The sequence below is a fragment of the Hansschlegelia beijingensis genome (genome assembly GCF_014196425.1).
In the GTDB taxonomy this organism is placed as follows: Bacteria; Pseudomonadota; Alphaproteobacteria; order Rhizobiales; family Methylopilaceae; genus Methylopila; species Methylopila beijingensis.
On record NZ_JACIDR010000002.1, the window covers coordinates 124,018 to 150,211 of the forward strand.

Here is a 26,194-nt window from a genome sequence, read left to right on the forward strand (position 1 = left end):
CCGTCTCAGAGGGTCGAGCGCGGCCGCCTGCGGCGCCGTCTTGCAGCGGAGTGAGATCAGGGCGCCTTGTTCGGCGTGATCCTCGAGATCAGAGCCTCGCCGTCCAGGACGGTTCGGGTCTCCATCCCGTGCAGCGCGCGGCGACCTGCCGACGTGATCGCCCAGCCGTCGAGCCGGCACTCCGCCAGCCCCCTGCATGCGAGGCCATGGAGCGTGGCTCCGTCCCATATCAGGCGGCGGTCGCCAAAGGCGAGGCCGGTCAGCACCTCTCGTTCAGCACGCGACAGCCCAGGTTGCATGGGTCCTCCCAGGCGCCTTCAACATCCGCCATAAGCCGTTTGTTCCGCCTCGGATTTCCCTTCCCCGCAGCGCCGCTAGGGGCAGCCCGCCCGGCCCGTCGGCGGGACCGCCAAAGACGCGCGCCACGCCATCGCCAGCCGGACCCTGGCGCCTCATCGGGTCGCCCGACGCCGACGCCGCGGGAACGGTTCGGGCGGCCGCGTGTTCTGCCGCCGGAATGCTGGTCGCAGCAGGAGGCGCTCGGGAGATCACATGACCGCGACAGAGACGCGTTCCGTCTATCCGCCGCTCGATGTCCTGAAGCCGGTGGCTGACAATCTGTGGCTCGTCGATGGCGGGCCTCTTCACGCCGCGGGACTGCCGATCCCGGTGCGGATGACCGTCGTGCGGCTGGCGAATGGCGACGTGTGGCTGCACTCCCCCACGCGCTACGACGAAGCCCTCAGAACCGAAATCGAGAAGCTCGGCCCCATCCGGCACCTCGTCGCGCCCAACGTGGCGCACTGGTCGTTCCTGAAGGATTGGCGAAGCCGTTGTCCGGGCGCGGTCAGCTGGGCCGCCCCCGGTTTGCGCCAGCGCTCGCAAGTCAGGAAATCAGGCGTCATCCTCGACCATGATCTCGGGGACGCGGCGCCGGCGGCGTGGGCCGGCGACATCGATCAGGTCGTCGTGCCGGGCGGGTTCGGCTTCAGGGAAGTCGCGTTCTTCCATCGCCCGACGTCGAGCCTCATCCTGACCGATCTCATCCAGAACTTCGAGCCCGAGAAGGTGAGCCGCCTGCTTCGGCCCCTGCTGCGGCTGGCCGGCTCGATGGCCCCGGACGGCAAGACGCCGCTGCACCTGCGGTTCGTCATCAACGCCCGAAGAAGCGCCGCGGCCGAGGCGGCCCGCCGCCTCATCCGGCTCGCGCCGGAGCGGGTCATCTTCGCGCATGGCCGCTGGTTCGAAACCGGCGGCGCCGAACGTCTGCGGCGCTCCCTCGGGTGGCTGACCGGCTGAGGCCTCAGCGCGCCTGAGGCCGAGCGTCTGAACCCGACGAAGCGCCGCCGACGCTGATCGGCCCGTGACACGGCCGTTCAAAGCGGCGGGATGCCCGTTCAACGTCATCGGACTCCCCGGGCGATATCGTCCTCTCGCTGTTCGGCGCGCCGCGCCTCCGGAGTTCGAGACGATGATGAGACGCTTTGTTCGTGGGCTTGCGAACGCGACGGCGCTTTGCGCGATCGGCTTCCCTTCGGCCGTCGCCGCGCAGAGCGCCCCATCGGCGGAATGGCGGACAGCGCAATATTATGAACGCGAGCGTCGCGGCGAAGGCAGGCCCTACGGCCACAGACCCGGCTACGGGGAGGAGCGCAGATCCGTTCGGTTTCATGTCGGCCAGAGCGTGCTGGCGCGCTCGGCGGGCGGGCCGCGCTACTTCCCGGGCGTCGTGACGCGCGTCGACGGCGACACGCTGACCGTCTTCTACGCGAGCAGCCTCACCGAGCGGCGTCCAGCCTGGCAGGTGCGCCCCTATGACTGGCGAAACGGCGACCGGGTGTGGTGTTTTCCCGGACGCCGCCCCGGCGCTCCCCTCGCTCCCGCGCGGATCGAGCGGCTGGACGTGCCCGGAGCGAACACCGCCATGACGGTCCGCTACGACAATGGCGGCGTCGAGCGCACCACCTCCGCCTGGTGCCACTCGCGATGAGCGCCCTCCGGCGCCCCGCGCTCGTCGCGACCGCGATGCTGTGTCTCGCGGCCCCCTCCTTCGCCGCGCCCTCCGTCACCACGGACTTTCTCGTGGGCGCCTGGGGCGTGGAAGGCTGCGATCCCCCGGCGGCGACCTATTCCCGCGACGGCTTTCTCAATGGCGGTTCAGGCCGCTGGCGGCTGAAGAACGGCCAGCTCATCACCGAGGAGGACGGCGAGCGCCACGCGAGCGCCGTGGAGCGGCTCGGTCCCGACCGCATGCGGCTCAACACCGCCGACGGTGCTTTCGAGCTCAAACGCTGCCGCTAGCCCTGGCGACGGCTCGCCGCCGCCACGCGCCGAGGCCTGAGCCCGCAATCGCGCCGATCGCGGTGAGGATGAACAGCATCGGCACGACGATCGGCTCGGTCGAGCCGCCGGACGGAAAGATCGCGATCGCGAGGAACGCCGCGCCTGCGGCGAGCAGCGGGAGCAGCGTCGCCGCCAGAATGGCGGAGACGCGGGTCAGGGCGCAGAGCGCGAACCCGGCGGCGGCGGCGACGAGCACAACGGCGAGGAGGGTCATCAGAGTTCCATTCCGGCGGCGGACGTCGCTCCGGTCCGCGCGCGACGCGCTTCGGCGCGGCAATCGCTCGGACTGGAGCCGAACCGGCTGCGGAACAGTCGGCTGAGATGCGCTGCGTCGCTGAAGCCGAGCCGCTCCGCGATCATGTGGATCGGCTCGTCGGAGCCCGTCTCCTCCAGCGCGACGCGCGCGGCCTCGAGCCTGCGGCGGCGGATATAGGCCTGGACCCCGCCCTCCCGCTCGAACAGCCGGTGCAGGGTGGAGCGCGAGATCGCGAGGCTGCGGCAAAGCCGGGCCGGGCCGAGCGTCGGCGAGCCCAGCGAACGCTCGATCGCTGCGCGCGCCATCAGCGACAGCCCGCGGGCGCCCGCCGCCGCCTCGGAGGCCTGCCCCGCCGACTGGGCCGCAAGCACGATGAGATCCAGCACGCCGCGCGCGAGAATCTGCTCGCTGCTCTTCGGTATCCCGGGCGCGGCTTCGCGCAGCGCCAGCAGGTGAGCGGCGAGAAGGGAGCCCGCGGCCGACCGCGTCGCGACGCCATGCAGCGCCTCGACAGCGAGACCCCGGCTGGCCGCGATCGCGCGGGGAACAGCGATCGCGATGGTCTTGCTGGCGCTGGACACATGCGACGACGTCTTGCTGAAATCCGCGAACTGGATGCTGCCTGTTCCGGTCCGGGCGCTCACGCCTCCCCACTCGCCCCGGGCCTCGCCCTGGACGGTGAGCGCGATCACCAGAGCGTCCGGCGTCCACGACTTGATCAGGGAAGCGTCGCGCACCCAGCTCTGACCGGTCACTTCGGCGAACTGAATGGTGATGCCGTCGAGCTGGAGCCTCTCGGAAGCGACGTCGAACGCCTCGAGAGGCTTGCACCGATAGGCCGGCGCGAGACTCGGCCAGTCGCGCTGCAGCCAAGCCTCATGCCGCTCCCGCGCAGGCAGCGCGCGGGTCGAGAAAGCCTGCAGTGAGAGCCTGGATGAATCCGGTGCAGCGAGCGTGGACATTAGCCGGCACCAAACCCGGGTGATCTCCGGCGGCATATACGTAGTTCCACAGATGCAGCGTTCTTGCGCCGCGCGCTCCGCGTGTGGCTCCGCGAAGGCGCCGCAGGAGGCTCTAGGAAGAAGAGACCGGACTAGTTCTCCGGAGCGCTTGATCACTTATCCGCGAGCCGCCGCCTTATCTGCATCCCACGGGCTCAGTCCTCGCCGATGAGCTTGCAGGCGATCCGCACCGGCTGCTCGGCCGGCTTCGGGACGACGCCTTCGAACAGCGCGCAGTCGAGCAGGTTGTCGTCGCTCTTCCGGCGCGCCGTGTAGAGGTTGACGTTGATCCGCGGCTCGCCGGCGATCCAGCGCCGGGCGTCCGGCGGGGCGGCCGGTATGCGCGTGACGCCGCGCGCCTGCACCGGGATCTCGTCGAGCGGGACCTCCACCTGGCCGCTCGGCGAGACGCGGCGCGCCGCCCCCTTGGCCGGCGGTCCGAAATAGAAGGCGCTGGCCACGATCCCCTCGCCGAGCGCGGCGAGCCGTTTCTGAGCCTTCGGCGACAGGTCGACCGCGATGCTCAGCCCTTCAGGCTGCGGGGGTCCGGCGAGCGCCGGCGCGGCGGCAAGGACTGCGGCCGCCGCTGCCCCGCAGACGGCGGAAAGGTTCAGCGCGAGCGGCATTTGCTCGTCCGGGTGCGCTCGCGGTCGCCGTCGTCATAGTCGATGCTGAGGCGCTGGCCGTCGGTGGCCGTGATGCGGCCAGGATACCAGGTTCCGCCGTCCTTCCAGTTGCATTCGACGCGCTGCCCCGAACGCCAGTCATAGGCCCGCACCTGGCGGAACGACGCCGCCTCGCGGTCTCCGTCGTCGTACTGGATGGTCACGTCGTTGCGCGAGATCGCGTCCACCACGCCCGGATACCAGTGCTCGCCGCCACGCCAGCGCCCGAGCACCTGGTCGCCCACGCGAAAGTCAGGCCCCTCGGACGCCCGGCTCGAGGAGCGATAGCCATCGTCCGGGCCGCGGCGCGGAGGATCGCGGTCGAACGAACGCTCCGGCGACCGGGACTGCCCGTCGCGGCCGGTCCGGATCCCGTTCTCGGTCACCCTGATGGTCCCGAGGCCGCAATAGTTCACCCGCTGCTCGAACACGGCTTCGCCCCGCATGGCGTCGCTGTCGACCACGACGCGGGTGTCGAGGACGCAGGCCCAGGGGCGATCAGCCTTGAAGCGAAGGCCGCGCCCTCCATAGCCGGGCACCGCCGTCTTCAGCCAGTTGCCCGACCAGGAGCCGTCGCGGTTGACGACCCGGAAGTCGCGGATGGCTTTGCTGTGCTCGTTGGTGAGGGTGAAACTCCGGTCTTGCGGACTCTGGGCGGCCGCCGGCGAGATCGCGGCGAACGCCGCGAGCAGCGCTCCGGCCGAAATCATGCGCCCAAAAGCGCGGCCTGCGTTGACCGGATCGGCCATGATGATGCTCCGTGATCAGGCGCGGCGACGACGCGCCGCTGCTGGATCGCGGTTAGCACGAGGGCCCTCGCCCTCCCTTGCACGGATGTCTCACGGCCTTGAACGGCAGCGTCACGCCGGGGCGCGCCTGTCTGCGGACCGTGACCGCGAGACGAAGAGCCCGAGCGCGCTGCGTTGAGGCGCTTTCCGGCGCCGCGGACGGCTTGGTCGAAGGCGACGCCAAGGCTTGCGCCGTCCCGTGGCGTCCGGCTAACAGTTCTCCAGCCTGCGCGGCGATGAACCGGTGAAAGCAACTCCCGTGTTGTGAAGCCCAGGTTTGCGGCGGACCGCCGCTCGATCGTCTTCCCGGAGACGGTCTCGTCCGCCCCACGACAAAAGGCGGCCGCCAGGCGGCGGCGCTTGACAGGCAGGGGATCGCGCCCATCTCAAACAATAGAGAAGACGCCTACGCGCTATCGTAGCAATATACAATAATAATAAAGATCCTTAATATTATTTTATTACTTGATCACATTAACATAATTATTTCGTGAATTGACCGGTCTCCAGCGATCGAAGCAGGACTAACCCGGTTCGAGGGGGGAATGTTTCCCTCTTGGTCGGGGGAGTTCAATGAAGAAGAGGCAAGAACTTGTGGCGCTGCTCGCGGCCACGAGCGTGGCGGCTTTGCTCGCGCCCGCGGGGCTCCGCGCCCAGGAGCGCGGCGCGACGCAGCTTGAACCGATCGACGTCAGGGGCGCGCGGGCCGCGGGTGCGTCCGCCGAGATCGGGACTGTCAGCCCGATCGACCCACGTCAGATGCTGCCGGCCGATCTTCAGGATTTCCCAGGCTCCGCCGAGCGCGTCACCTCCCAGGACCTCGCAGACCAGCGCCCCCTCACGACCCAGGACGCGCTCAGGAACGTTCCCGGCGCGGCCAGCGTCTCGGACGACGGCTTCGGACGGCATTCCGGCATCAGCCTGCGCGGCTCGCCGTTCCGCCGTTCGCGCAAGGTCCTCGTCATGGAGGATGGCGTTCCGATCAACTTCTCGCCCTACCTCGACGCGGGCACGCATTACACGCCGCCGGTGGAGCGCATCGAAGGCATCGAAGTCTTCAAGGGGCCCCTTGTGAACTACGGGCCGCTGAACAATCACGGCGTCATCAATTTCCGCAACCTTTCGCCCTTCGGGCCCAAGGAGACCGTGTTCAGCGGCGCGCTCGGCAACACCAAGGGCGCCGACCGCAGCGTCAACAACATGCGCCATGTGCATACCCGCCAGAGCGGCGAGAATGTCGGCGTCGTCCTCTCCTACTCAGGGCTCAATGCAGGCGGCTCGTGGGACACCGAGAAGCTCGGCTATAACGACTTCTACGGCGCGCTCGGCATTCGCGGCGAGAACCAGGACCTCACCGTGTCGGGCGGGTTCTTCCGCCAGCGCGATCATTACGACGAAGACAACTTCTCGGGCACCCTCGCGGACTTCAAGAAGTACAAGCACAACAAGAAGGCCGCCGCAGACGCCGGCCACTTCCCGGTCTCGTGCGGCGGCTGCTACGACTGGAACACGTACAACGCCGACTTCTACCGCGGCCAGATCTCGCATAACTTCTACTTCGACAACAAGACGACGCTGTCGACGCGGGTCTACGGCAATTACCACGACCGCGCCCGCTTCTATGTCAGCGACGAGTCGAACAACCCGCCGTCCGACTTCGTGATGGAGGGTCGCGACCGCCTCTACCGCAACTACGGGGCGGACTCGCGCATCGAGTTCGCGGACCTTCCCCTGTTCGGCGGCCTGACGCATACGGTGCAGGCCGGCGCCCGTTATGAAGAGCATTTCTTCGACAACCAGAACCGCATCGGATTGACCAACGAGCGGCTGGACTTCGACGATCGCGGCTCGCGCGACGGCCGGCAGAAGCTCACCGCCAACTCCTTCGCGGCCTTCGCCCAGTCGGCGGTTCAGGTGACGCCGACCTTCACGGTCGTCCCCGGCGTGCGCCTGGAGCGCTACAAGATCGGCTTCCGCGATCTGGACGATTCCGCCAACAACGGAAACTCCACCTATTTCCAGGCTCTCCCGATGCTCTCCTTCTCCTGGGAGTTCGCGCCGGTGACGACGCTCTACGGCGGCTATCATCGGGGCCTGTCGCCCCATATCGTCCGTGACGTGCTTGAAACCGAAACCGGCTACATCGCGCCGAAGAAGGAAGTCGGCGACAACTTCCAGATCGGCGTCCGCAGCAAGGCGGTCCGCGGCTTCACCTTCGACGCCGCCTACTTCCACAGCGACATCCGGAACTATCAGTTCGGCGAGGCCTTCCAGTCCGACTTCGGCGACCGTGTGTTCAGCTCTCTCGACAAGGTCCGTTTCGACGGCTTCGAACTGTCGGCCCGGGTCGACAGCAACGCCTTCACCGACAGCGCCTGGAACGTCTATGGAGAAGGCGTCTACACCTTCGTCCACAGCAAGATCGTGAAGGGCACCGAGGAAGGGGGCGTCAACGTCGCGGGCAACCGGGTTCCCGAGTCCATGCGCCACACGGCCAATCTGACGCTCGGCGTGCAGCATGACAGCGGCTTCGACGCCAGCCTGAGCTGGACCTATCGGGGCGCCTATTACACCGACGCCCTCAACCTGCCGATGAACCCGCTCGATGTCGAAGAAGGCAAGGTCGACGGAGTGTGGCTGCTTTCGGCGCGCGCCAGCTACAAGGTCACGAAGGAGCTCACGGCCTGGGTGTCGGGCCAGAACCTGACGGACAAGTTCTACGTCTCGGATCGCAGCGACGGCGCCAAGCCGGGCATCGGCCGCACCGTGATGGCGGGCATGACCCTCAAGTTCAACTGAGCCCGTCTGCCTCAAACCTGTAAACACTGCGCGCGGCCTTGTTTCCCCGCGTCCGGAAAGCCTGGCGGCTGTCCGGACGCGGGAGCGGCAAGGCCGCGCGAGTCCAGGCTGGATGCCTCCAGGGCAAGCCCAACACCAAGCGCCCGCGGCTTACGCGCGGCGCTGCGCTGAGCCTCGTCATCATGTCGATCTATGGCGCGCTAGTCCGTCTTCGGACGCAACGCGCGACCGGCGCGCGATCGCGACCTGGTCGATGACGCCGTTCATTCACGGCTCCGAACGCCGCGCCGCACGCCCCGGCAGCTCCTGACGAGCGGCCGCGGGCCGAGAGGCGCCGCTCTTCATCCAGAACACTGGGCAGATCTCGTCCGCCTCGATCTCGGCATCAGCGGCGCGCCTGACGACGCGCGGCCTGCGATGTCGCGAGTCGCCGCAATGGAGACCTGAGCGACGTCTGGTCTCACGAAGCTCCCGAGCGATTGAAGATGCGGAGGGCTAGTCTCCAAGTTCTCCGGCGCGAGCTTTGGTCGAAACCCAGCCGCCGTCGACCTTGATCTCCGCGCCGGTGATGTAACTCGACTCGTCGAGGGCGAGGAACACGGCGGCGTTGGCGACGTCCTCCGCTCTGCCCCACCGACCGACGGGGGTTTCCTTGCCCCAGTCATGCTCCTCGTCGGCCGCGTGCTCGGCGTTCATCGGCGAATTGATCGAGCCGGGCGCCAGCGCGTTGACCGTGATGCCCATGCGGCCGAGGTCGATCGCCATCGCGCGGGTCATGCCGAGCAGGCCCGCCTTCGCCGCCACATAGGCGACGCGGTCCGGCCGCCCGACGAAGCTCGCGATCGACGCTGTGTTGATGATGCGTCCCGAGCCGGCCCTCTGCATGAACGGGACCACCGCGCGGGAGCACAGGAACGGACCGGTGAGGTTGGTCGAGATCATGACGTCCCAGTCGGCGTCGGTGTGTTCGAGGAAGGGCTTCACCACCCGGACGCCGACATTGTTCGCCAGGATGTCGATGCGACCGAACTTTCCAAAAACCTGTTCGGCCATGGCGTCGGAGGATTTCGAACTGGTGACGTCGACATGGACGAAAAGGCCGCGGATCTCTTCGGCGACGGAGCTTCCCTTGGCCTCGTCGCGGTCGGCCACGACGACGCGCGCGCCCTCCGCCGCGAAGGCCACGCCCATCGCCCTGCCGATGCCGCTCGCGCCGCCGGTGACCACAGCGACCTTGCCTTCAAGCCTCATGACGAACCCTCCTGCCTTCTTCTTGTTTTGTGAGCCGTCTCGCTCGAAAGGCGGCCGGCGTCAGTCCCGAAGCCCGGCCTCCTCCGCGATCTCTTCAGCGGCCTGCTGGAGAAGGGGCAGGTGGCCGAGCGCGGCGTCGGCGGACATGCGGAACACGGGGGCGTGGATCGACACCGTCGCGACCACCGCGCCCGTCTTGCCGAAGATCGGCGTCGAGACGCCGATAAGCCCGAGGTGGTATTCCTCACGATTGATCGAGTAGCCGCACGCGCGGATCGCCGCGCATTCGGCCTCGATCGCCTCCGGCTCGGTGATCGTGTTTGGGGTGAACTTCTCGAGCCGCAGCCCCTCGAGCATCTTGCGTCGCTGGCGCGCGGTGAGCTGGGCGATGAACAGCTTGCCGGACGCCGTGGCGTGGACGGGCACGCGCGAGCCGGCCGAGAGCTGCATGCGCAGCGGCCAGTCGCATTCCACGCGCTCGAGATAGAGCACCTCGTCGTCGTTCAGGATCGAGAGGTTGCAGGACTCCCCGATCTGGTCGACGAGCCGGCGCATGATGGCGCGAACCTGCGGCTGCCGCATGCGCGCCGACAGCGCCTCCACGCCGAGCCGCACGCCAGCGGAGCCCACCGTATAGCCTCTGCCTGCGAGGTCGCGCTGAACGGCGCCGACCTCCTCAAGCTGGTTCAGCAGCCGGTGGACCGACGGTTTCGGCATGTCGAGCTGCTCGGCGAGCTCCGTGAGCTGGGGCGGCGACGGCGCCGAGAACAGCGCGTGCATGAGGCGAAAGGCCTTCTGGATCGCGGTGCCGCCGCGTTCCCCATCCGCATCGCTCGTCATGTCCCGACGCTCCTCGAGATCCGGGAAAGACGCCGCACGCCCTTCCGTCGGCGCGTGCGATATCACGAGGCGGCGCCGGCGGACCACACCGCGGCGGCGGGCCTCCGCGGCGCAGTTCCATCCCTCCAGCCGCCCGCGGTCGCGACCTCGTAGGATTGAAGGACCGCCTCGTCGATTTCCGGGGCTTCACCCGACAGGACGATGTCGGCGCCGTCGACTGCGAGCGCCGGACCGAGCACCCGAACCCGGGTCTTGAGAAAGCCGTTCATTTCGCCGGCGGAGCGAGCTCCGCCGAGCGCGCAGCAGGCCTCCATCCAGCAGCCGAGGTCGGAGGCGACCCCATTGCCAAGCACGGGCTTCATGCCGCGGTCGACGATCATCCGCAGGCCGGTCTCGAGCGTTTCAAGGTCGCCCAGCTTCATGAGCTTCAGTTTTATGTAATCGGCGCAGCCGAGTTCGGCGGCGCGGTCGATGTCCTCCAACCCGTAGATCGACTCGTCGAGCATCATCGGCGCCGCCGAAGCGCGCTTGGCGGCCGCCGCAGCAGCCCAGTCGCCGGCGGCGCATGGCTGCTCAACGAGTTCCACGCCGGTCGGGTCAAGCCGGCTGAGGAACGCTACCGCTTGATCGACCGAATAACCCTGATTGGCGTCGATCCGCAGGCTGGCGCGGCCGGCGGCGATCGATCTCACCGCGGCGACCTGAGCGAGATCCTTCGGGACGTCCCAGCCAATCTTGACCTTGAGGGTGCGGTAACCGCTCTCGATCAGCGCCTCGACCTCGGCCTCAAGCGCCGCGGCGTCGTCGGCCTTCCCGTTGACCGTCCCGAGCAGCTCCACCCGGCCGGACCGGTCCAGGATGGGGTTTCGCCCGAGCCAGTCCAGCGCCGTGAGCAGAGCGGTCGCCGCGAAGGGAGAGCGCGTCAGCGCCGCGCTGCCGAAGTCGCGCGCCGCTCCGACGGTGCGGACCGTCTCGACCGCCTCGCGCGCCAGCGCCCACCCGCCTTCGACAGTCTCGTCGGTATAGCCGGGCAGGATCGTCGCCTCGCCCCAGCCGCAGACCCCATCGGCGTCGCGCACTCCGAGGAGAATGACGTCGAAGCCATGCAGGTCGCCGAAAACCAGACGGTAAGGCGTGGTGAGCGGAAGGCGAAGCAGATGCGCTCGCAATTCGATCGGGCTGCTGGCGTCGACCACCGTTCACCTTTTCCGGTACGAAAAGTCTCATTTTTTTGTAGATGCGCACATTCTGCTGTGTCAAGCTCTCTCCGTCGCCAGCTCCTCAGCGGGTGGTCGATACTGAAGCAAGACCGGGAAAGCGCCGACTCAGGGCGCTGTAATCCTGGCTTGAACTTGGGAGAACGTCATGCCGAGCCGTCTTCTGGCGCTCGCCGCATCGGTTGCGGCTGCGTGGTTCCTCGCGCCTTCTGCGTCGTTCGCCGACGCATATCCGTCCCGGCCGATCACCTTCATCGTCCCCTGGGGGCCAGGCGGCGGCGCTGACCAGGTCGCCCGCATGGCGAGCAAGCTGATGGAGCCCGAGCTCAAGGTCTCGGTGCCGGTCGTCAACATGCCGGGCGCGACCGGGCAGACGGGCCACCAGAAGCTGCTGACCTCGCCGTCGGACGGCTACACACTCGAGATCATGACCGCCGACACGTTCGCGACGCTGGCGCAGCCGAATTCGCGCTTCAAGATCGAGCAGTTCATCCCCGTCGCTGTGCTGATTCAGCAGCGCTCGGGCCTGTTCGTGAACGCGACCGGTCCGATCAAGACGTTCGAGGACATCACCAAGGGCGACAAGGAGCTGAGGGTCGCGATCACCGGCTACAACAGCCCGGACGATCTCAGCATCAAGCTGCTCGGCAAGCAGGGCGCCAAGCTCCAGGGCATCCCCTTCGCCGAACCCGGCCTGCGCTACGCTTCCGTCATCGGCGGGCAGAGCGACATCGTCTACGAGCAGGCCGGCGACGTCCGCAGCTTCCTCGACGGAAAGCAGATCAAGCCGATCCTGTTCTTCAGCGACAAGCCGGCCGCGGGCTTCGAGGACACCCCCTATTCCGGCAAGCTCGGCATCGACGTCAAGCTGTCGCAGTTCCGTATGGTCGTGGTGCGCGCCGACACCGACCCCGCGATCGTCAAGAAGCTCTCCGAGGTCCTGAGCAAGGTGGCGCAGAGCGCGGAATACAAGGCCTATCTCGCCCAGCAGTACGCTCAGCCGGACAGCTATGTCGGGTCCGACCAGGCGCTGCCCTTTATCAAGGGGTGGCTCGCCGAGTTCACTGCGCTGATGCCGAAGCGACAAGCCGCCCAGTAAGCCCGCCCGCTCTGAAGACTGGCGAAGGACCGGCCTATGCCAATGGCGACGAGGCTCCGGCAGCTTGCGCCCTACGTGATCATCCTGATCGTAGGGATCTCGCTCTATGCGGTCGCCGACCGCATCGCCTACACGAAGTTTCCCAACCAGATCGGCCCGGACCATTGGCCGAAGCTGATCATCATCGTGATGATCAGCGTCTGCCTGTTCGAGATCGGGCGGAAGCTTCTGGCGAGCCCTGCCGCCGAGCAGCCCGGCTCCGAGGTCGAGGGGTGGGAGGAGGAAGAGGAGGCGGGGCCGCCGCGCACCGTGTTCGCCGCGATCGCGATCACGGTCGTCTACCTGCTCACGCTCGGCATCGTCGGCTTCGTCATCGGCACGCTGTTCTACGTCGCCGGCCTGATGTGGCTCGGCGGCACGCGGCGGCCGGGGACAGTCGCGATCCTCTCCTTGAGCATCACCGCCTTCTTCGCGTTCTTTTTCATGAAGCTGATCTACGTCGCGCTGCCGACGGGAATCTCTCCGTTCTCGTGGGTGTCGTTCGCGGTGATGAAGCTGCTCGGCGTCTGAGCGAGGGAGCCAACCGATGGATACTTTGACCCTGCTCGGCCGCGGCTTCGCGGAACTCTTCCAGACCCAGGAACTGATCGCGCTTTTCCTCGGCCTGATGTTCGGGATGCTAGTCTCGATCCTGCCGGGGCTCGGCCTCGTGATGGGCGTCGTGCTGGCGCTGCCCTTCACCTATTCGATGGAGCTCGGCCCTGCGATCATCCTGCTGACCGCCATCTACATGTCCGGCACCTATGCTGGCTGCTTCACCGCGATCCTCTACCGTATTCCCGGCGAGCCGATGGACGTGCCGCTGCTCTGGGACGGCTGGGGCATGACGAAGCGCGGCGAAGCCGCCAAGGCGCTCGGCTGGGCGCTGGTCGCGGCGCTGACCGGCGGTCTGGTCTCGACCATCGTGATGATCGGCCTCGCGGCCCCGCTGAAGAACCTGGCGCTCAGCTTCGGCGCGCCGGAATATTTCGCCGCCGTCTTCTTCGGTCTGACGACGGTCGTCGCGCTCGCCGGCAACTCGCTGCCGAACGCCCTCATCAGCCTGTGCCTCGGCCTGCTGGTGTCGACCGTCGGCATCGACGCGACCTATGGCTCGGAGCGCTTCACCTTCGGCTTCACCGAACTGATGAACGGCGTTCCTTACGTGATGGTGCTCGTCGGCATGTACGGCTATGGCGAGATCCTCTCCAAGCTCAGCCACAGCTCGTCGCTGAAGGCGATCCCGAAGCAGGACAGCTTCACCACTAAATTTCCGACCCGGGCCGAGCTCTGGGGCCTGCGCGCGACCTTCGCCCGCAGCACCGGCCTCGGCACGCTGCTTGGCCTGATCCCGGGCGCCGGCGCGACCATCTCGTCCTTCGTCGCCTACGGCGTCGAGAAGCAGTACGGCAAACGCGGCGACAAGCTCGGCACCGGCATCCCGGAGGGCATCGTCGCGCCCCAGATCGCATCCACCGCCTCGGTCGCCGGCCACATGGTGCCGCTGATGACGCTCGGCCTGCCGGGCAGCGGCGCCACCGCGGTGATCCTCGCCGCGTTCCTGTTGAAGGGCGTGCAGCCCGGCCCATTCCTGTTCCAGAGCGAGGCGACGACGCTCGTCGTCTACACCATCATGGCGTCGATGTTCGCCTCGGTCATCGGCATGTGCCTGCTCGGCTTCCTCTGGATCCCGCTGGTCGTACGCGCCCTGCTGATCCCGACCGGCGTGCTTGCGGCGATCATCGTGATGCTGACTCTCGTCGGCGCCTTCGCGGATCGCAACAGCCTTTCGGACGTCTGGATCGTCGTCGTCTTCGGGGTGCTCGCCTGGGTGCTGGACCGCTACAAGATCCCGATCGCCCCCATGGTGCTCGGCGCGGTGCTGGGGCCAATGGCCGAGGACTCCTATACGCGGAGCATGATCACCTTCCACGGTGACTGGACGATCTTCTTCAAGCAGCCGCTGAGCGGCTCGTTGATGGGGCTCGCTTTGCTGTCGCTGGCCTTTCCAGTGATGCGCAATCTGTTCGGGCGTTTCTCGCGCGCCAAGGCGAAGCCGCTCAACGCGACCTGACACGACAACGGATCATCATCGGAAAGCTTGTCCGGGCGGGTTGACGGCTCGGTCTCCGAATAGGCGCGCTCGCCCGCGTTTCGCGTCTGATTTCTCAAAAATGGAACTTGAAGTTCCGTTTTATGAAGATACAGTGGTTGCAAGCTGCGGGCTCGATCCGCGTGCAAGGGAGGGAGCGTCATGAGAGTGCTCGACGCCGACGTTCACGAGAGCTTCGGAAGCATCAAGGATCTGGCGCCTTACCTGCCCGAGCCTTATCGCGGCTGGATCGCGAGCGGCGCGTGGCGGGGCTTCAGCCAGCCCTTCGCCTACACCTCGCCGGGGCTCGGCAACCGGGCCGACGTGCGCAGCAAGGACGGCTCGGCCTCGGTTTCGGACTACGGTCAGATGCGTGACCAGTTGCTCGACCCCTACGACCTCGGCCACGCCGTCCTGACCGGCTATTTCTATCCAACCGGCCTCAAGCTGCAGTACGGCCTCGCGACCGCGCTCGCCGCCGCTTACAACGACTACGTGGCGGAGCATTGGCTCGCGAAGGACAAGCGGTTCATCGGCTCGGTCCAGATCAACGCGCGCGACCCGGACGCAGCGGCTCGAGAGATCGACCGTATGGCCGCCCATCCCCAGGTCCGCCAGGTGCTTCTGCCGGTCGTGGACGACATCGCCTACGGCCACCCCCAGTACCGGCCGATCTTCGAGGCGGCGAACCGCAACCGGCTGATGGTCGCGTTTCACCACACGACCTTCGCGCAGGGGCCCTACGGCATGGGCCTGCACTACATGGAGCGGCATGCTCTGCTGCCGCTCGCGATGATGCCGCAGATCATCAGCCTCATCTGCAACGGCGTGTTCGACGCGTATCCGAACCTGCGCTTCATGGTGCTCGAGGGCGGCTTCAGCTGGCTGCCCCATGTCATGTGGCGGCTCGACCGCGAATACCGACAGGGCCGGATCGAGGTGCCGTGGATCAAGAAGCTGCCGAGCCAGCATTGCCGCGAGCGGCTGCGGCTCTCGACCCAGCCGACCGAGGACATCACCGGCGACCAGTGGATGAAGCTGATCGACCTGATGGGCACCGACGACGTGCTGGTGTTCTCGACGGACTATCCGCATTTCGACTTTGACGATCCGAACGCCGCGATCCCGCGCTCGCTTCCCGAGACGACGCGCGAAAAAATCCTCTGGAGGAACGGCGCGGAGTTTTATGACCTCGGCGACGCCCCGAAATCCGAACGGCCGCTCGAAGCGGCGGCGGAGTAGCGGCGTGGCGCGTCATTCCGTCTGCAAGGTTCACGACGTCGCCGTCGGAGCCCTCACCGAGGTCAAGGTCGGGCGCTCGCCCATTGTGTTGTCGCGGCTGCCGTCCGGCGAGATCCGCGCAGTCGGCGGGCGCTGCCCGCATCAGGGCGCGGCGCTGCGCCATGGCTGCGTGTCGGGCACCACCGGCGCGGACAGGCCGAACGAGCTGACCTATGGCTGCGAGGGCGAAATCCTGCGCTGCCCCTGGCACGGCTTCGAGTTCTCGCTGCGCGATGGCCTGCCGACCACGCCCGACTCCGAGGGCCTCGCCTTGCGACTGCGGCTCTATGAGGTCGAGGTTGAGGGCGACGAAGTCGTCGTCGTCACATGATCGCAGTCCGCGTCGAGGATCGGGCGGGAGAGCGGGCCTCCTTCGCGGTGCGCCCCGGGGAGCGCCTGCTGCATGCGGGCCTCTCGGCCGGCCTCGGCCTTCCTTACGAATGCGCGACCGGAACCTGCGGCGGCTGCAAGGCCACGGTGACCGAGGGCGAGGCCCGCAGCCTCTGGAACGCCGCGCCAGGCCGCAGGGTCTGCCGTCGTCCCGGCGAGATCCTGATGTGCCAGAGCGCGGTCGCGAGCGAGACGCTCACGCTCAAGCTGCCCGCGGCGTTTCGCGAAGCGCGTGAACCGCCGAGCGGCGTCCGCGTCGGCCGAGTTTGCGGGTTCCGCCATCTCACCCCTGAAATCGGAACGTTCTCGGTCGAACTCGATGCGCCGATTGAGCACGCGCCAGGGCAGTTCGCGCTGATTTCGGCGCCGGGCGTCGAGGGGCCGCGCGCCTATTCCATGACCAGCGCCCCTTCCTCGACGCCGCGCCTCGATTTTCTGGCGCGGTTGAACGAGGCCGGCGCCCTGACGCCGCTGCTGTTCTCCGGCGCTCTCGACGGATGTGAGGTCAACGTCCTGGGTCCGCTCGGCCGCGCGACTCTTCGCTCCGACGACGATCGCCCGTTCCTCGCCATCGTCGGCGGATCCGGGATCGCGGGCATGCTGTCGATCGTCGAGGCCGCGCTCGCCGCCGGCCATTTCGGCCGGCATCCGAGCCGACTGGTGTTCGGCCTGAGGAAGCCGAACGGGGCGTTCCTGCTCGATGAGCTGGCCGACGCGGTCCGCAGATCGCAGGGCGGCCTGCGCGTGACGGTCGCCTTCTCCGACGAGCCTCCAGGACCTGATTTCGCGGCCGCATTTCCCGACCTTGAAGCCGCGCACGGCCTCGCGCACGACGTCGTTCGCGCTGGCGTTTCCGAGATCGCGGCGGAGCGGCCGATCGTCTTCGTCGCCGGGCCTCCGCCGATGGTCGACGCGTCGATGCGCATGCTCGTGATGGAGGCGAAGGTGAGCCCAGCGGAGATCCGGTTTGACCGCTTCGGATGATCTCGTCTGGGAGCCGCTCGACGACGTGGCCGACCTCGAGGTCGGCGATCGTCGCGAGGTCAGCCTCGCGAGCGGAAAGCTCGTGCTCGTCATGCGCACCGAGGATGGCCTGCACGCTTCCTGCGCCGACTGCCCGCACCAGGACACGCCGCTCGCGGAGGGCATGCTCGACGGCTCGGTGCTCACCTGCCCGGTGCACTTCTGGCAATGGGACGTGACGACCGGCGAGCCGCTCGGCGTCGCGGAGCTGCCGCTCGAGATCTTTCAGCTCAGGCAGGAGGGCGGAAGGTGGATGATCGGGACGCGGCCGTGAGGAGACTTCGATGAAAGCCGTCCAGATCGCGGCCTTCGGCGGCGCCGAGGCGCTCGGCCTGTCCGACGCCGACATGCCTTCGCCCGGACCCGGCGAGGTTCTGGTTCGGCTCGCCTGCGCCGGCGTCAACTTCATCGACGTGTATATGCGCAGCGGGGTCTACGCCCGATCCGACACCTACAAGACGCCGCTGCCGATGACGATCGGGATGGAGGGTGCGGGGATCGTCGAGGCGGTCGGAGAGGGAGTCCACGACTGGACCCCCGGCGCCCGCGTGGCCTACTGCCTGTCGCGCGGCTCCTACGCCGAATACGCCGTGGTCCCGGCCTGGCGGCTGGTCCCGGTTCCGGACGCCGTCAGCTTCGAGCAGGCGGCCGCGCTGATGCTGCAGGGATCGACGGCTCACTACCTCTCGCACTCCGCCTACCCGCTGCAGCCGGGAGACGCCTGCCTTATCCACGCCGGCGCGGGCGGGGTCGGACAGATCCTGATCCAGCTCGCGAAACTGCGGGGCGCGACCGTGATCGCGACGGTCGGCAGCGCCGAAAAGGCCGCCATCGCGAAGGCGCGCGGCGCGGACCACACGATCCTCTATCGTGAGGAGGATTTCGCCGCGCGCGTTCGGGAAGTCACTGACGGCGCGGGCGTCCATGTCGCCTATGACTCCGTCGGCAAGGATACGATCCACAAGTCCATCCGCTCTGTTCGACGGCGCGGGCTTTGCATCCTGTTCGGCGCGAGCTCCGGCGTCGTGCCCTCGATCGAACCGATCGAACTCGCCGAGGCCGGGTCGGTGTTCTTCACCCGCCCGCACCTCGCCGACTATATGGCGGACGCTGGCGAGATCCGCGGGCGGGCGAGCGACCTGTTCGCGGCGGTCGAGGCGGGGCGGCTCGATCCCGTCATCCAGCAGGCGCTGCCGCTCAAGGACGCCGCCGAGGCGCACAGGATGCTGGAGGGCCGTCAGACCCGCGGCAAGCTCGTCCTGGCCGTGGCGTGAGGCGCGCCCCTCCGAGACCGCGCGCGGCGCGCCCATGACCGTCTCCTCGGAGTGACCGTTCCCTGGGAGTTGGCGGCGGCGGGCGGCGTCTTCATAGCGATCGCCTCCTTTCTGCGCGGGCTCACCGGCTTCGGCTTCGCGATCGCCGCGACGCCGCTGCTCGCTCTGGTGCTTCCGCCGGCGCTGGCGGCTCCGATCATCGTGACGCTGCAAATTCCGGCCGGGCTGCAGACGGTCGCCACCGACTGGCGTGAGACGGACGTGCGCGCGGCGCTGCTGGCCTGTCTCGGCGGCCTGCCGGCGATCCTGCCGGGGCTCTGGCTGGTCTCCATGCTTCCCGCCGAAACCATGCGGCTCGTCGTCGGAGCCGTCGTCATCCTGTCGACCATCCTCCTGTCGCTCGGCTTGCGGCTGGGGCGAGGGCCGCGGACGCAAGAGATGCTCGGGACCGGCGCGATGAGCGGCTTTCTCATGGGCGCGGTCGCCATGGCCGGCCCGCCCGTCATCGTCCTGCTGCTTGCGACCAACTGGTCCGCCGGGCGCTGCCGCGCGACGTTGTCGCTCGTCTTCTTCACGCTCGGCTGCGCGACCTTCGCGTTCGGCCTCGCAAGCGGCGTCGTGACGTTCGAGACCACCACGCTGGCCGCGCTCTACGCGCCCGGACTCTTCCTCGGGCAGTGGCTCGGAAAGATAGCCTTCATGCGCATCGACGGCGCCCGCTACCGGACGATCTCATTGGCCACCGTCGCCGCGACCGGCGTCATCGTCCTGCTCCGGGGGATCGTCGAGCATTAGGTCGTCTCGGTCAGCCGGTCAGTTCTCCCGTCAGACTGCCGGCCGGGCGGTGATGACCGCCATTGGGGACTGAGTGGGTGTGATCGCGACGTCGCCGAAGCCCGCTCTCACCAGAAGGTCTCGATATTCAGCGAAGGAGCGCTCGCGACCGGTCAACATAACCAGCATGTTCAGGTCCATGAGCGGCGCGAGACCCGGCTCCCCGACTTCGTCCAGCACGAGTTCTATAATCGCGACGCGGCCGCCCGGTGCGATCGCGTTCCGGCAGTTGCGCAGAATGGCGATGCATTCCTCGTCGTTCCAATCGTGCAGTATCCACTTCAGCAAATAGAGGTCCGTTGAAGGAACGCTCACGAAAAAATCGCCCGCGACCTTGTCTATCCGGGCGACGATATGGGCCGGCGTGCTCGAGAAGGCGTCACCGTCGATCACGTTCTGCAGATCGAACAACGTCGCCTTCAAGGAAGGATTGGCTTCGAGGAGCGGCGCCAACAGAGCGCCGCTAGCGCCTCCGATGTCCACGACCCGATCCACCCCGGCTGTGTCGAGAACGCGTGCGGCCTCGCTGGCCACAAGCGCTGTCAAGCCTTCCATCGATTCTGTGAATGCCTCCGCCTCGGTCGGCGTTCGGCCGAAATACTCGAAGATACCTGAGCCCAATGCAGGAACCGTCTGCGGACGCCCTGAGCGGAGCGCCTCGGCAAAGCGCCCCCACGGCAGCCAATGGCCCGCCGCTGGCTGCGACAATGCAAATCCGCGCATCGACTGAGGATGATCCCGTCGCAATGTGTCGAGCAGTGGAGTGGTCGCAAACCTTTCACCGTCGAAGCCGACAAGCCCGAGGCTCGCGCAGGCACGCAGATGTCGGAAGACCGCCGGCGGGTCCATGCGGGCAAGCGTGGCGAGCTCCTCCGCAGTCGCCGGGCCCTTCTGCAGGTGCTCGGCGTATTCGGCTACCGCAGCCCCATGAACAATCTGCGTCACCCAGTAACCGGTGATCATCTGGAGCATGCGTGTTGCAGGCTCCGAAACGTCATTGATGTTCATGAACCTTCCATTTCAGTCTGTAGATGGCGCCGGCCCCGCTGGGGCGCCGACGACGCGCGCTCGCGGTCATCGACCGAAAAACCTGGTGTCGCGTCGATCAGGTTGGTCCGTTCGCCTGGATCACCGAACGAGTCCGGCAGATGTGCAAGGTCCGCCTGCGCTGTCAGTGGAATACTGGCTGGCCGCAGAACGATGTTGACCGCGCCACGACCAGGGCGGGCGCATTATGAGCTTCGCCAGCCGGGCCGAAACGGCAATCCGCACTTGAAACCTTGGGCAATTCTCCTCGCCGATCCCGGACCGGCTCGCCCTGACGGGCGGTCTCGATGGCTATCCGTCGCCCGCGGCACAACCGCCGGCACGGGACGTCATCGCCGGAGCCATGCGGCCGCGAGAAGACCGTCGCTAGCTGAAGAGCGCCGCCCATTCCTCGCGGTGATCGCCGGCGTGGTTGTCCATGCCCGGCTTGGTCAGCACGCCTTTCGGCTCGACGAAGCTCGAGATCCGTCGGGCGGGCCGCTCGTGCCAGCTGATGTTGAACGCGAAGTAGCGCGGGTAGAACTCGAGGTCCGAGTACGGCAGCGTGTCGTGGATCCACCAAGCGAGCTTCCGCCAGTCGCCGGGGTTTTGGAACCGGTCCCAGAAGCTCGGAACCACGATGCAGGCGGTCGCGCCCATGCAGCCGTCCGCATCGCGGAGGTCCCAGATGTGCCCGGCCCGGTTCTTCTCGTTCGAGGCGCAATTATAGCCCGCCTTGCCGGCCAGCATCTGCTCGGAGCCGAAGCCGTTGACCTCCGGCGAGCGATAGGCGGAGCGTACGGCGATCCGGCCGAACGCATCCTGGATCGGCTCCAACAGCTCCTCGCACAGCCTCGCGCCGGCCGCGATCGCGAGGTCCGGGTCGTCGGGGACGTTGGCGAAGCCGTGGAGCGCCGCGATTTCCGAGAACAGGAAGTCGCGCATGAAGAATGATTTCGAGAGCCGCGTTCGACCGAAGTCGGCGAGGCTTTGAACGGATTGCGGCTTCCGCATCGCCGAACTCCATACGGCTCGGCGAGCAGGCGCCCGGAGCACGAATCAACAAGACAGGATATGCATGCGCGCCGGCTAAGTTTACGCCGGATTCAGTCGGCGCCGGCGTCCGCGGAAACGAGCGAATGAGCCTGAACATCGACAAGATCGTGGCCGCGATCCCGTCGGCGGGTCCTGAAAAGCGACGTCAGATGCGGGCGAACGCCCGGACTTGGCTCGAAACCGGAACGGACGCGCAGAAGCAGGCGGCGCAGACGCTGCTCACCGCTCTCGACGGCCAGGAGGCGCAGGAGCGCGAGGCGCTGATCGGCGAGCTTCGTGGCATGGACGTGTCCGAACGGGTGGTGCGGGCTTTCACTGCCCAGAAGATGGCCGAAACCGAAGCCCGGCTGATTCAGGCTCTGCTCGATCACCCGGGCTCGACGTCGAGCGCCTTGAGCAAGGCCATGGGTTGGGAGGCGCAGAGCTGGCACCTGCATTTCGGCACGATGTGCTTCAACCGCTCGACCTACCTCTGGCCGGCGCCGGAGTCCGAACGCCGAGATGGGGCCTTCTATTCCGGAATTCTCGCCGATTTCGACGACGCCTCCAGCACCTTCACCATGAAGGCGGACGTCGCGGCGGCGTTCGCCAAGCTCGGGCTGAGGCCGAAACACGCGGCTCGCTGATTTTTTCGGACGAGATCACGAAGGAAGCCCGACCAGGCGTCCCGGAACCTCAGCGCGGCGGGCGCCCGACAGACCGGCCAGCTGCGCCGCCGCGCGTCGGCGTCCGGGTCCACTCGGCCGCTCGGCGGCGGACGGCCTTCCCATCTGCGCCACCGGGAGGATCACGGCGCGCCGGCGGCGACGCCGGTTTGATAGGCCGACGGCGGATGGCTTCGCAGGCGTGCGGCGTCGATGTGGCGCTGGCCACGCGTCTCGGAGAGACGACGCTGCAGCAAGAAGATTTTCTGGGGGCGACGAGGTGGTAGCGGAGGTCCGCTACGGCCTCTTGAGCCGAACGCAACCTATTGAAATCGTCAGCCTCGGGACCTGGCAAGAGAGCGCAGTGCGCGCTCTGGCCGCCGCGGCGCGGGCTTCGACCCCGTGACGGCCGCCGGCCATCGTGTCGTCTGGCACGGTCGCCACGCGTATCGCTTGACATCGTCGGAAAAAAATTGAGCAGAGAACCTCGCGAAAGTTCAGGTCGCGTGAAACAATCGTTCAAGAACGAGAGCGACCATCACCGATTCACAAGACGGAAAGTAGCCTCGGCCCGGCCTGGGCTCTGGCGCAAGTCTACACGCCGTATTCCGGACTGGCTCGACGTGGTCGAGCGGGCCATCGCAGCCGCAGAAGGCTACCGGCCAAACGTCGGCCCAAGCCCGGCATAAGGCTGGCATAAGGCTGGCGCCCGTGCCGGGCTTGGACCCATCAAGCGTGGCGCCGCAAGCCTGTCTTGAGCCTGTCTTTGGCCATGCTTGAGGCCTGTCTTATCTTGTAGATTCTCTAAGTAAGAGCAGTAAGAGTGTCCACAAATAGGGGGGTACCCTCTCGCCGGTACTTTTGAGGGTCTTTTTACCGGTGAGGGTATCATACGCGTAAAAGCGTGCCACTCTTCAAAACAGGAGCCGCGCAGGTGGTTTTAGACGACGAACTTGAGCGGGCCATTGACGAGATGGCGAGCGAGCTTCTGGAGCGCGTCTACCGGCTCGCGGCTGCAAGACTCGCCGCAGGCACGCGGCCCGCAATCTCACGGCCGGACCCAGACGTCAGCGACCTGAGCCTTCTCGCGAAGGTGGCGGCGCACGGAGCCGCAGGAGTAACGTGGCGGCGCATTCGCTTCTCGCGGCGGTGTAGCGACCCGCGATTGTCCGTCACCCGGCTCGTCGCATCGGGAGACGTCATCTACGGCAAATCCCGAACGGCTTCCGGTCAATCGCTGACACGCCTCTGGGCGTTGCAGCACGCACCAGCAGACATCGTGCCTCAGCCGTTTACAGCATGAAGCCCATCTGGGCCCGCCCTGGGTGGCGGCTCCGGAGCCCCCACCCTCTCGTAAATCCGGTCGTGATGTCAGCCGCCCTTCACCAGAGCCTGGCGCGCCGCAGAGGCGAGCCAGGAAGATCGTGTCAAGCCGCGGTTCTTGGCCGCCTCGTCGATGGCGTAGAGCAGCCCAGCGTCGAGAGAGAGGTTCGCCTTGATGGGGCGACCGAGCTCCTGCACGAGCGGAATGAAGACGGGAACAGCGCCGGCGCCGATCGCGATGCTAACCTCCTCGCGTGCCGTGAAGGTGGCGAGGTCCTCAGCCTCGTAGGTGCGGCCGGCCGCGGCCTCGTCTCCGATCCACTCCGAGAGCGCGTCGGTCGCATTCCTGACGGCCTCGTCCATCGTCCTGCCCATCGCGACGCAGCCAGGGAGCTGGGGGAAGGAAATGCCGTAGGAGCCGCTCCGCTCCTCCTTGTCGATCAGTGCGATGAAGCGCATGGCGCTCTCCTCTCAGTTCCAGCCTGCGGCTTTGGCTATGTTGCGGGCGACGCCCGGCGAAAGCCAGCGGTGACGCGGGACGAAGATGGGCTTGCGGCCCGCCTTCGTGAACTTGTCGTGCTCCTTGCCGCCCTCGTTCTTCCAGCCTTCCGCAAGAAGCCGGCGGACGATAGTGGGCTGGTGATCTTCGGCTTTCGGCATCGGCTTCGCTCCGTCTATGCGCATTATAATGCGCTTATTTGGCGAGGCCGTCAAGTTGATGGGTGCATTATTTTGCGCCTAGTTGGGGCCGCCGCATGACGGACTCAACCCACGCCCTCTGCTTCTGCCGCCGGCGCGCGGACGGGCTCGGCTTCGCGCCGACCGAACGCGCGTCTGTCCTCTGGTTCTGCGACGAGTGCGGGCCGTCTGTCGCCGGCGGAGTCTACGCACCGGGATACGATAAAGCCGGCAGCGCCGACCACGTCGCGCCAGTACAGTCAATTTCCGCCAAACGCCATTCAGCAACGAGCGACGCCCGAGCGGCTCGCCAAGACCGGCAGATTGCCGTCTGCCCCCCCTTCCAGTCAGCGTTGTGGGGCCTCCCAAGCCGCCTCTCCACCCCACAAAGACCCGTCACAAGGCCGGCACAAGGCTGGCACGCGTGACACCCTTCAACCGCCCAAGGGTGGCACGCCGTGCCACTCTTGTGCCAGCCTTGTGCCAGCCTTTTGGACACCCTTGATGGTTGATTCTCTAAGGAAAAGAGTAAGAGTGTCCAAAAAAGTAGGGGGTACCCCCTCGCCGGCCGATTTTGGGGGTTTTTCGGGGGTGGGGGCTATTACGCGCGCGAAGGGCGCCACCCTTTCAAAACCGATCCCCGAATGGCGGCTCCAGGCCGCCGCCGTCGGCGAGCTCCGCCGGATGATCGACCGCGGCGCGCCGTTCCTGATCGCGGGCGACATGAGCGGCGTCCGGATGTCGAAGGCCACAGCCGGCATCGCCAAGGTGACGGGCATGGAGCCGGGCGACCCCGATCTCCGCGTCTACCTGCCCAACGGCCGGCTCGGCCTCATCGAATACAAGGCGGCGGCCGGAAGGCTGAGCCCCGCGCAGAAGATCCGCCACGTCGTGCTCCGCTCGCTCGGCCACCAGGTCGAGGTCGTCAAGGCCGCGACCGAGGAGGACGCCAGATCGCAGACCGTGGCCATCGTGCTCGGCTGGCTCGCCGCAAACGACAACGCGCCGGTGGTGGCGCAACGGAAGGCTTCCTGATGCCCCGCAAAGTCTCCCTCGCGCAGTTCTCCTGGGATGCGACGCCCGAGCGGCTCGCCAAGGCTGCGAACGACAACGAGATCGTTCACGACAAGGAGGAGAACGGCGCGCCCGTCTCCCGGCGTCGCGTGATGGACTGGCCGCTGGCCCGGCTGCGCTCGCGCGGCCTCCTCGACGCCGATCGGGCGCTCAACGAGATCCTGTTCGAGGCCGGCGAACTCTACTACGCCGCCTGGTACTATGCGGGACTCGCACCGTTGTGCGCGATCGACTATGGCCGCGAGCACGTCGACGGCGGAGCCCTGCAGGGCCTCAACGTCAGCGAGTACCGGCTGGCCGCGCTCGAGCGCTTCCGCCGCGCTGGCAGGGCGATGGGCGACTGCGCGCCGATCGTCGACGCCGTGGTGCTGAACGGGGCGACCGTCTCGGATGAGTCCGGCGAGGGCGGCGCAGCCAAGGCGCGCGGCATGGCCTCGCTTCGTGAGGGCCTGCGGCGCCTGGCGCAGCGATACGGGATGATCGAGGCCGATCGCGCTGCCGCGTAAATCGTTCTCGTTTTGTTCTTGACACGGCGGCCCCTGAACGGTATGTTTGGGTCATAGTCCACACGAACGCCCGGAGCGACTCACCTCGCTGCCGGGCGTTTTCGTTTCCGGATCACCCATGAACGTCCGCCGCCCGCTCAGTCGCCCGAACACGCTGTTCGGACGCCAGCTTCTTGACGACCACGACGCCCGTCTTGCGGGTGGTCGGTCGCATTACGACTGGCGCCTCGGCGGGCTGCCGAACGACATGGTTCCGCACTCGCCCTTCTCGGACGACATCCCCGCCGCCGCCAACGACAACGACTTCGACGAGGAGATCGCCGCATGACTGAGCTGAAGGTCGACATCGCGGACGTCGCCAAGGACGTCACCGTGCGGGTGAGGATCGTCGGGCTCGGGGCCTTCGGGTTCCGCGTCTGGCTGGCGAGGAAGCTCATCGCGGCCGCGGCCATCGTCTCGCCCTGTGCCGTCGAAGTGGAGTTCGCCGCGTGACCGCCGAGCAGTTCAAGTTCTGGTTCGAGGGCTTCGCCGAGAACGCCGGCTATACGCCCACCTACGAGCAGTGGGAGCGCATCAAGGCCAAGGTGGCCGAGATCGGTGCGCCTGCACCGCTGGAGCCCCTCGGCGCGATCAACTACGGCCTCCGCAAATACGACTTCGAGAAGCGCTACGGCTAAGCGCCGCCGCACCCAACA

At 67.2% G+C, this 26,194-nt stretch carries 31 protein-coding genes; 19 read left to right on the forward strand and 12 right to left on the reverse strand.

Going from position 1 to position 26,194, the window contains the following annotated elements:
* Positions 1–56: 56 nt before the first annotated feature.
* Entirely contained in the window at positions 57–299 is a 243-nt protein-coding gene (locus GGR24_RS06915; protein ID WP_183394619.1) for a hypothetical protein, read from the reverse strand.
* 253 nt (positions 300–552) lie between these two features.
* On the opposite strand from GGR24_RS06915, the gene GGR24_RS06920 reads away from it, so the two are divergent.
* From GGR24_RS06920 to GGR24_RS06930, 3 genes are all read left to right on the forward strand, one after another.
* Positions 553–1,299: a DUF4336 domain-containing protein gene (locus tag GGR24_RS06920; RefSeq protein ID WP_183394620.1), complete on the forward strand. Its 747-nt coding sequence runs from the start codon at positions 553–555 to the stop codon at positions 1,297–1,299.
* A 172-nt stretch (positions 1,300–1,471) separates the two neighbouring features.
* On the forward strand, positions 1,472–1,990 hold the full coding sequence (locus tag GGR24_RS06925) for a hypothetical protein (protein WP_183394621.1): 519 nt from the start codon (positions 1,472–1,474) through the stop codon (positions 1,988–1,990).
* Positions 1,987–2,301 (forward strand): hypothetical protein, encoded by a 315-nt coding sequence (locus GGR24_RS06930; RefSeq protein WP_183394622.1) that lies wholly within the window; start codon positions 1,987–1,989, stop codon positions 2,299–2,301. The genes GGR24_RS06925 and GGR24_RS06930 overlap by 4 nt, the downstream gene beginning before the upstream one ends.
* Here the strand turns inward: GGR24_RS06930 and GGR24_RS06935 are convergent.
* The 4 genes from GGR24_RS06935 to GGR24_RS06950 form a co-directional block, all read right to left on the reverse strand.
* Positions 2,285–2,557, reverse strand: a complete 273-nt coding sequence (locus GGR24_RS06935) for a hypothetical protein (protein WP_183394623.1) — start codon at positions 2,555–2,557, stop codon at positions 2,285–2,287. The two genes, GGR24_RS06930 and GGR24_RS06935, sit on opposite strands and share 17 nt — an antisense overlap.
* Positions 2,557–3,597, reverse strand: a complete 1,041-nt coding sequence (locus GGR24_RS06940; RefSeq protein ID WP_183394624.1) for a helix-turn-helix transcriptional regulator — start codon at positions 3,595–3,597, stop codon at positions 2,557–2,559. The genes GGR24_RS06935 and GGR24_RS06940 overlap by 1 nt, the downstream gene beginning before the upstream one ends.
* A 158-nt stretch (positions 3,598–3,755) precedes the next feature.
* Entirely contained in the window at positions 3,756–4,226 is a 471-nt protein-coding gene (locus GGR24_RS06945; protein WP_183394625.1) for a hypothetical protein, read from the reverse strand.
* The gene (locus GGR24_RS06950) at positions 4,211–5,014 is read right to left on the reverse strand and encodes a tudor domain-containing protein (RefSeq protein WP_183394626.1); all 804 of its coding nucleotides are present in this window, start codon (positions 5,012–5,014) and stop codon (positions 4,211–4,213) included. Before GGR24_RS06950 ends, GGR24_RS06945 begins: the two co-directional genes overlap by 16 nt.
* Positions 5,015–5,626: 612 nt before the next feature.
* On the opposite strand from GGR24_RS06950, the gene GGR24_RS06955 reads away from it, so the two are divergent.
* Positions 5,627–7,852: a TonB-dependent receptor family protein gene (locus tag GGR24_RS06955; RefSeq protein ID WP_183394627.1), complete on the forward strand. Its 2,226-nt coding sequence runs from the start codon at positions 5,627–5,629 to the stop codon at positions 7,850–7,852.
* A 495-nt stretch (positions 7,853–8,347) separates the two neighbouring features.
* Here the strand turns inward: GGR24_RS06955 and GGR24_RS06960 are convergent, their stop codons facing one another.
* The 3 genes from GGR24_RS06960 to GGR24_RS06970 form a co-directional block, all read right to left on the reverse strand.
* Positions 8,348–9,103: an SDR family NAD(P)-dependent oxidoreductase gene (locus GGR24_RS06960; protein ID WP_183394628.1), complete on the reverse strand. Its 756-nt coding sequence runs from the start codon at positions 9,101–9,103 to the stop codon at positions 8,348–8,350.
* Between the two features lie 60 nt (positions 9,104–9,163).
* The gene (locus GGR24_RS06965) at positions 9,164–9,943 is read right to left on the reverse strand and encodes an IclR family transcriptional regulator (protein ID WP_183394629.1); all 780 of its coding nucleotides are present in this window, start codon (positions 9,941–9,943) and stop codon (positions 9,164–9,166) included.
* Between the two features lie 62 nt (positions 9,944–10,005).
* Positions 10,006–11,139 carry an enolase C-terminal domain-like protein gene (locus GGR24_RS06970; protein ID WP_183394630.1) on the reverse strand — a complete coding sequence of 378 codons (1,134 nt, stop codon included), beginning with the start codon at positions 11,137–11,139 and terminating at the stop codon, positions 10,006–10,008.
* A 169-nt stretch (positions 11,140–11,308) separates the two neighbouring features.
* On the opposite strand from GGR24_RS06970, the gene GGR24_RS06975 reads away from it, so the two are divergent.
* The 9 genes from GGR24_RS06975 (at position 11,309) to GGR24_RS07015 (ending at position 19,153) form a co-directional block, all read left to right on the forward strand.
* On the forward strand, positions 11,309–12,259 hold the full coding sequence (locus GGR24_RS06975; protein WP_183394631.1) for a tripartite tricarboxylate transporter substrate binding protein: 951 nt from the start codon (positions 11,309–11,311) through the stop codon (positions 12,257–12,259).
* A 42-nt stretch (positions 12,260–12,301) separates the two neighbouring features.
* Positions 12,302–12,829 carry a tripartite tricarboxylate transporter TctB family protein gene (locus tag GGR24_RS06980; RefSeq protein ID WP_246398145.1) on the forward strand — a complete coding sequence of 176 codons (528 nt, stop codon included), beginning with the start codon at positions 12,302–12,304 and terminating at the stop codon, positions 12,827–12,829.
* Between the two features lie 16 nt (positions 12,830–12,845).
* A complete protein-coding gene (locus GGR24_RS06985; RefSeq protein ID WP_183394633.1) occupies positions 12,846–14,372 on the forward strand; it encodes a tripartite tricarboxylate transporter permease in 1,527 nt (508 codons plus the stop codon).
* A gap of 180 nt (positions 14,373–14,552) precedes the next feature.
* Complete coding sequence (locus tag GGR24_RS06990; RefSeq protein ID WP_183394634.1) at positions 14,553–15,632, forward strand: amidohydrolase family protein; 1,080 nt, start codon at positions 14,553–14,555, stop codon at positions 15,630–15,632.
* Between the two features lie 4 nt (positions 15,633–15,636).
* Positions 15,637–16,002: a Rieske 2Fe-2S domain-containing protein gene (locus GGR24_RS06995; RefSeq protein WP_183394635.1), complete on the forward strand. Its 366-nt coding sequence runs from the start codon at positions 15,637–15,639 to the stop codon at positions 16,000–16,002.
* A complete protein-coding gene (locus tag GGR24_RS07000; RefSeq protein ID WP_183394636.1) occupies positions 15,999–17,045 on the forward strand; it encodes a 2Fe-2S iron-sulfur cluster-binding protein in 1,047 nt (348 codons plus the stop codon). Before GGR24_RS06995 ends, GGR24_RS07000 begins: the two co-directional genes overlap by 4 nt.
* Positions 17,029–17,358 (forward strand): Rieske 2Fe-2S domain-containing protein, encoded by a 330-nt coding sequence (locus GGR24_RS07005; protein ID WP_183394637.1) that lies wholly within the window; start codon positions 17,029–17,031, stop codon positions 17,356–17,358. The genes GGR24_RS07000 and GGR24_RS07005 overlap by 17 nt, the downstream gene beginning before the upstream one ends.
* Positions 17,359–17,368: 10 nt before the next feature.
* Complete coding sequence (locus GGR24_RS07010; protein ID WP_183394638.1) at positions 17,369–18,358, forward strand: quinone oxidoreductase family protein; 990 nt, start codon at positions 17,369–17,371, stop codon at positions 18,356–18,358.
* A 51-nt stretch (positions 18,359–18,409) separates the two neighbouring features.
* Positions 18,410–19,153 (forward strand): TSUP family transporter, encoded by a 744-nt coding sequence (locus GGR24_RS07015; RefSeq protein WP_183394639.1) that lies wholly within the window; start codon positions 18,410–18,412, stop codon positions 19,151–19,153.
* Positions 19,154–19,183: 30 nt separating this feature from the next.
* Here the strand turns inward: GGR24_RS07015 and GGR24_RS07020 are convergent, their stop codons facing one another.
* Together GGR24_RS07020 and GGR24_RS07025 are read right to left on the reverse strand one after the other, a co-directional pair.
* A complete protein-coding gene (locus tag GGR24_RS07020; protein ID WP_183394640.1) occupies positions 19,184–20,200 on the reverse strand; it encodes a methyltransferase in 1,017 nt (338 codons plus the stop codon).
* 405 nt (positions 20,201–20,605) lie between these two features.
* Positions 20,606–21,232, reverse strand: coding sequence for a hypothetical protein (locus tag GGR24_RS07025; protein WP_183394641.1), 627 nt, complete (start codon positions 21,230–21,232; stop codon positions 20,606–20,608).
* A 125-nt stretch (positions 21,233–21,357) separates the two neighbouring features.
* On the opposite strand from GGR24_RS07025, the gene GGR24_RS07030 reads away from it, so the two are divergent.
* Positions 21,358–21,900, forward strand: coding sequence for a hypothetical protein (locus GGR24_RS07030; RefSeq protein WP_183394642.1), 543 nt, complete (start codon positions 21,358–21,360; stop codon positions 21,898–21,900).
* Between the two features lie 1,389 nt (positions 21,901–23,289).
* Here the strand turns inward: GGR24_RS07030 and GGR24_RS07035 are convergent.
* Both GGR24_RS07035 and GGR24_RS07040 read right to left on the reverse strand, forming a co-directional pair.
* Positions 23,290–23,700, reverse strand: coding sequence for a type II toxin-antitoxin system HicB family antitoxin (locus GGR24_RS07035; protein WP_183394643.1), 411 nt, complete (start codon positions 23,698–23,700; stop codon positions 23,290–23,292).
* A gap of 12 nt (positions 23,701–23,712) precedes the next feature.
* Entirely contained in the window at positions 23,713–23,901 is a 189-nt protein-coding gene (locus tag GGR24_RS07040) for a type II toxin-antitoxin system HicA family toxin (RefSeq protein ID WP_183394644.1), read from the reverse strand.
* A 702-nt stretch (positions 23,902–24,603) separates the two neighbouring features.
* Between GGR24_RS07040 and GGR24_RS07045 the strand changes: the two genes are divergently transcribed.
* From GGR24_RS07045 to GGR24_RS07065, 5 genes are all read left to right on the forward strand, one after another.
* Positions 24,604–24,954, forward strand: coding sequence for a VRR-NUC domain-containing protein (locus tag GGR24_RS07045; protein WP_183394645.1), 351 nt, complete (start codon positions 24,604–24,606; stop codon positions 24,952–24,954).
* Positions 24,954–25,499, forward strand: a complete 546-nt coding sequence (locus GGR24_RS07050) for a hypothetical protein (protein WP_183394646.1) — start codon at positions 24,954–24,956, stop codon at positions 25,497–25,499. Before GGR24_RS07045 ends, GGR24_RS07050 begins: the two co-directional genes overlap by 1 nt.
* Positions 25,500–25,617: 118 nt before the next feature.
* Positions 25,618–25,827, forward strand: coding sequence for a hypothetical protein (locus GGR24_RS07055; RefSeq protein ID WP_183394647.1), 210 nt, complete (start codon positions 25,618–25,620; stop codon positions 25,825–25,827).
* Positions 25,824–25,991: a hypothetical protein gene (locus GGR24_RS07060; RefSeq protein ID WP_183394648.1), complete on the forward strand. Its 168-nt coding sequence runs from the start codon at positions 25,824–25,826 to the stop codon at positions 25,989–25,991. The genes GGR24_RS07055 and GGR24_RS07060 overlap by 4 nt, the downstream gene beginning before the upstream one ends.
* Entirely contained in the window at positions 25,988–26,176 is a 189-nt protein-coding gene (locus GGR24_RS07065) for a hypothetical protein (protein WP_183394649.1), read from the forward strand. The genes GGR24_RS07060 and GGR24_RS07065 overlap by 4 nt, the downstream gene beginning before the upstream one ends.
* Positions 26,177–26,194 lie beyond the last annotated feature (18 nt).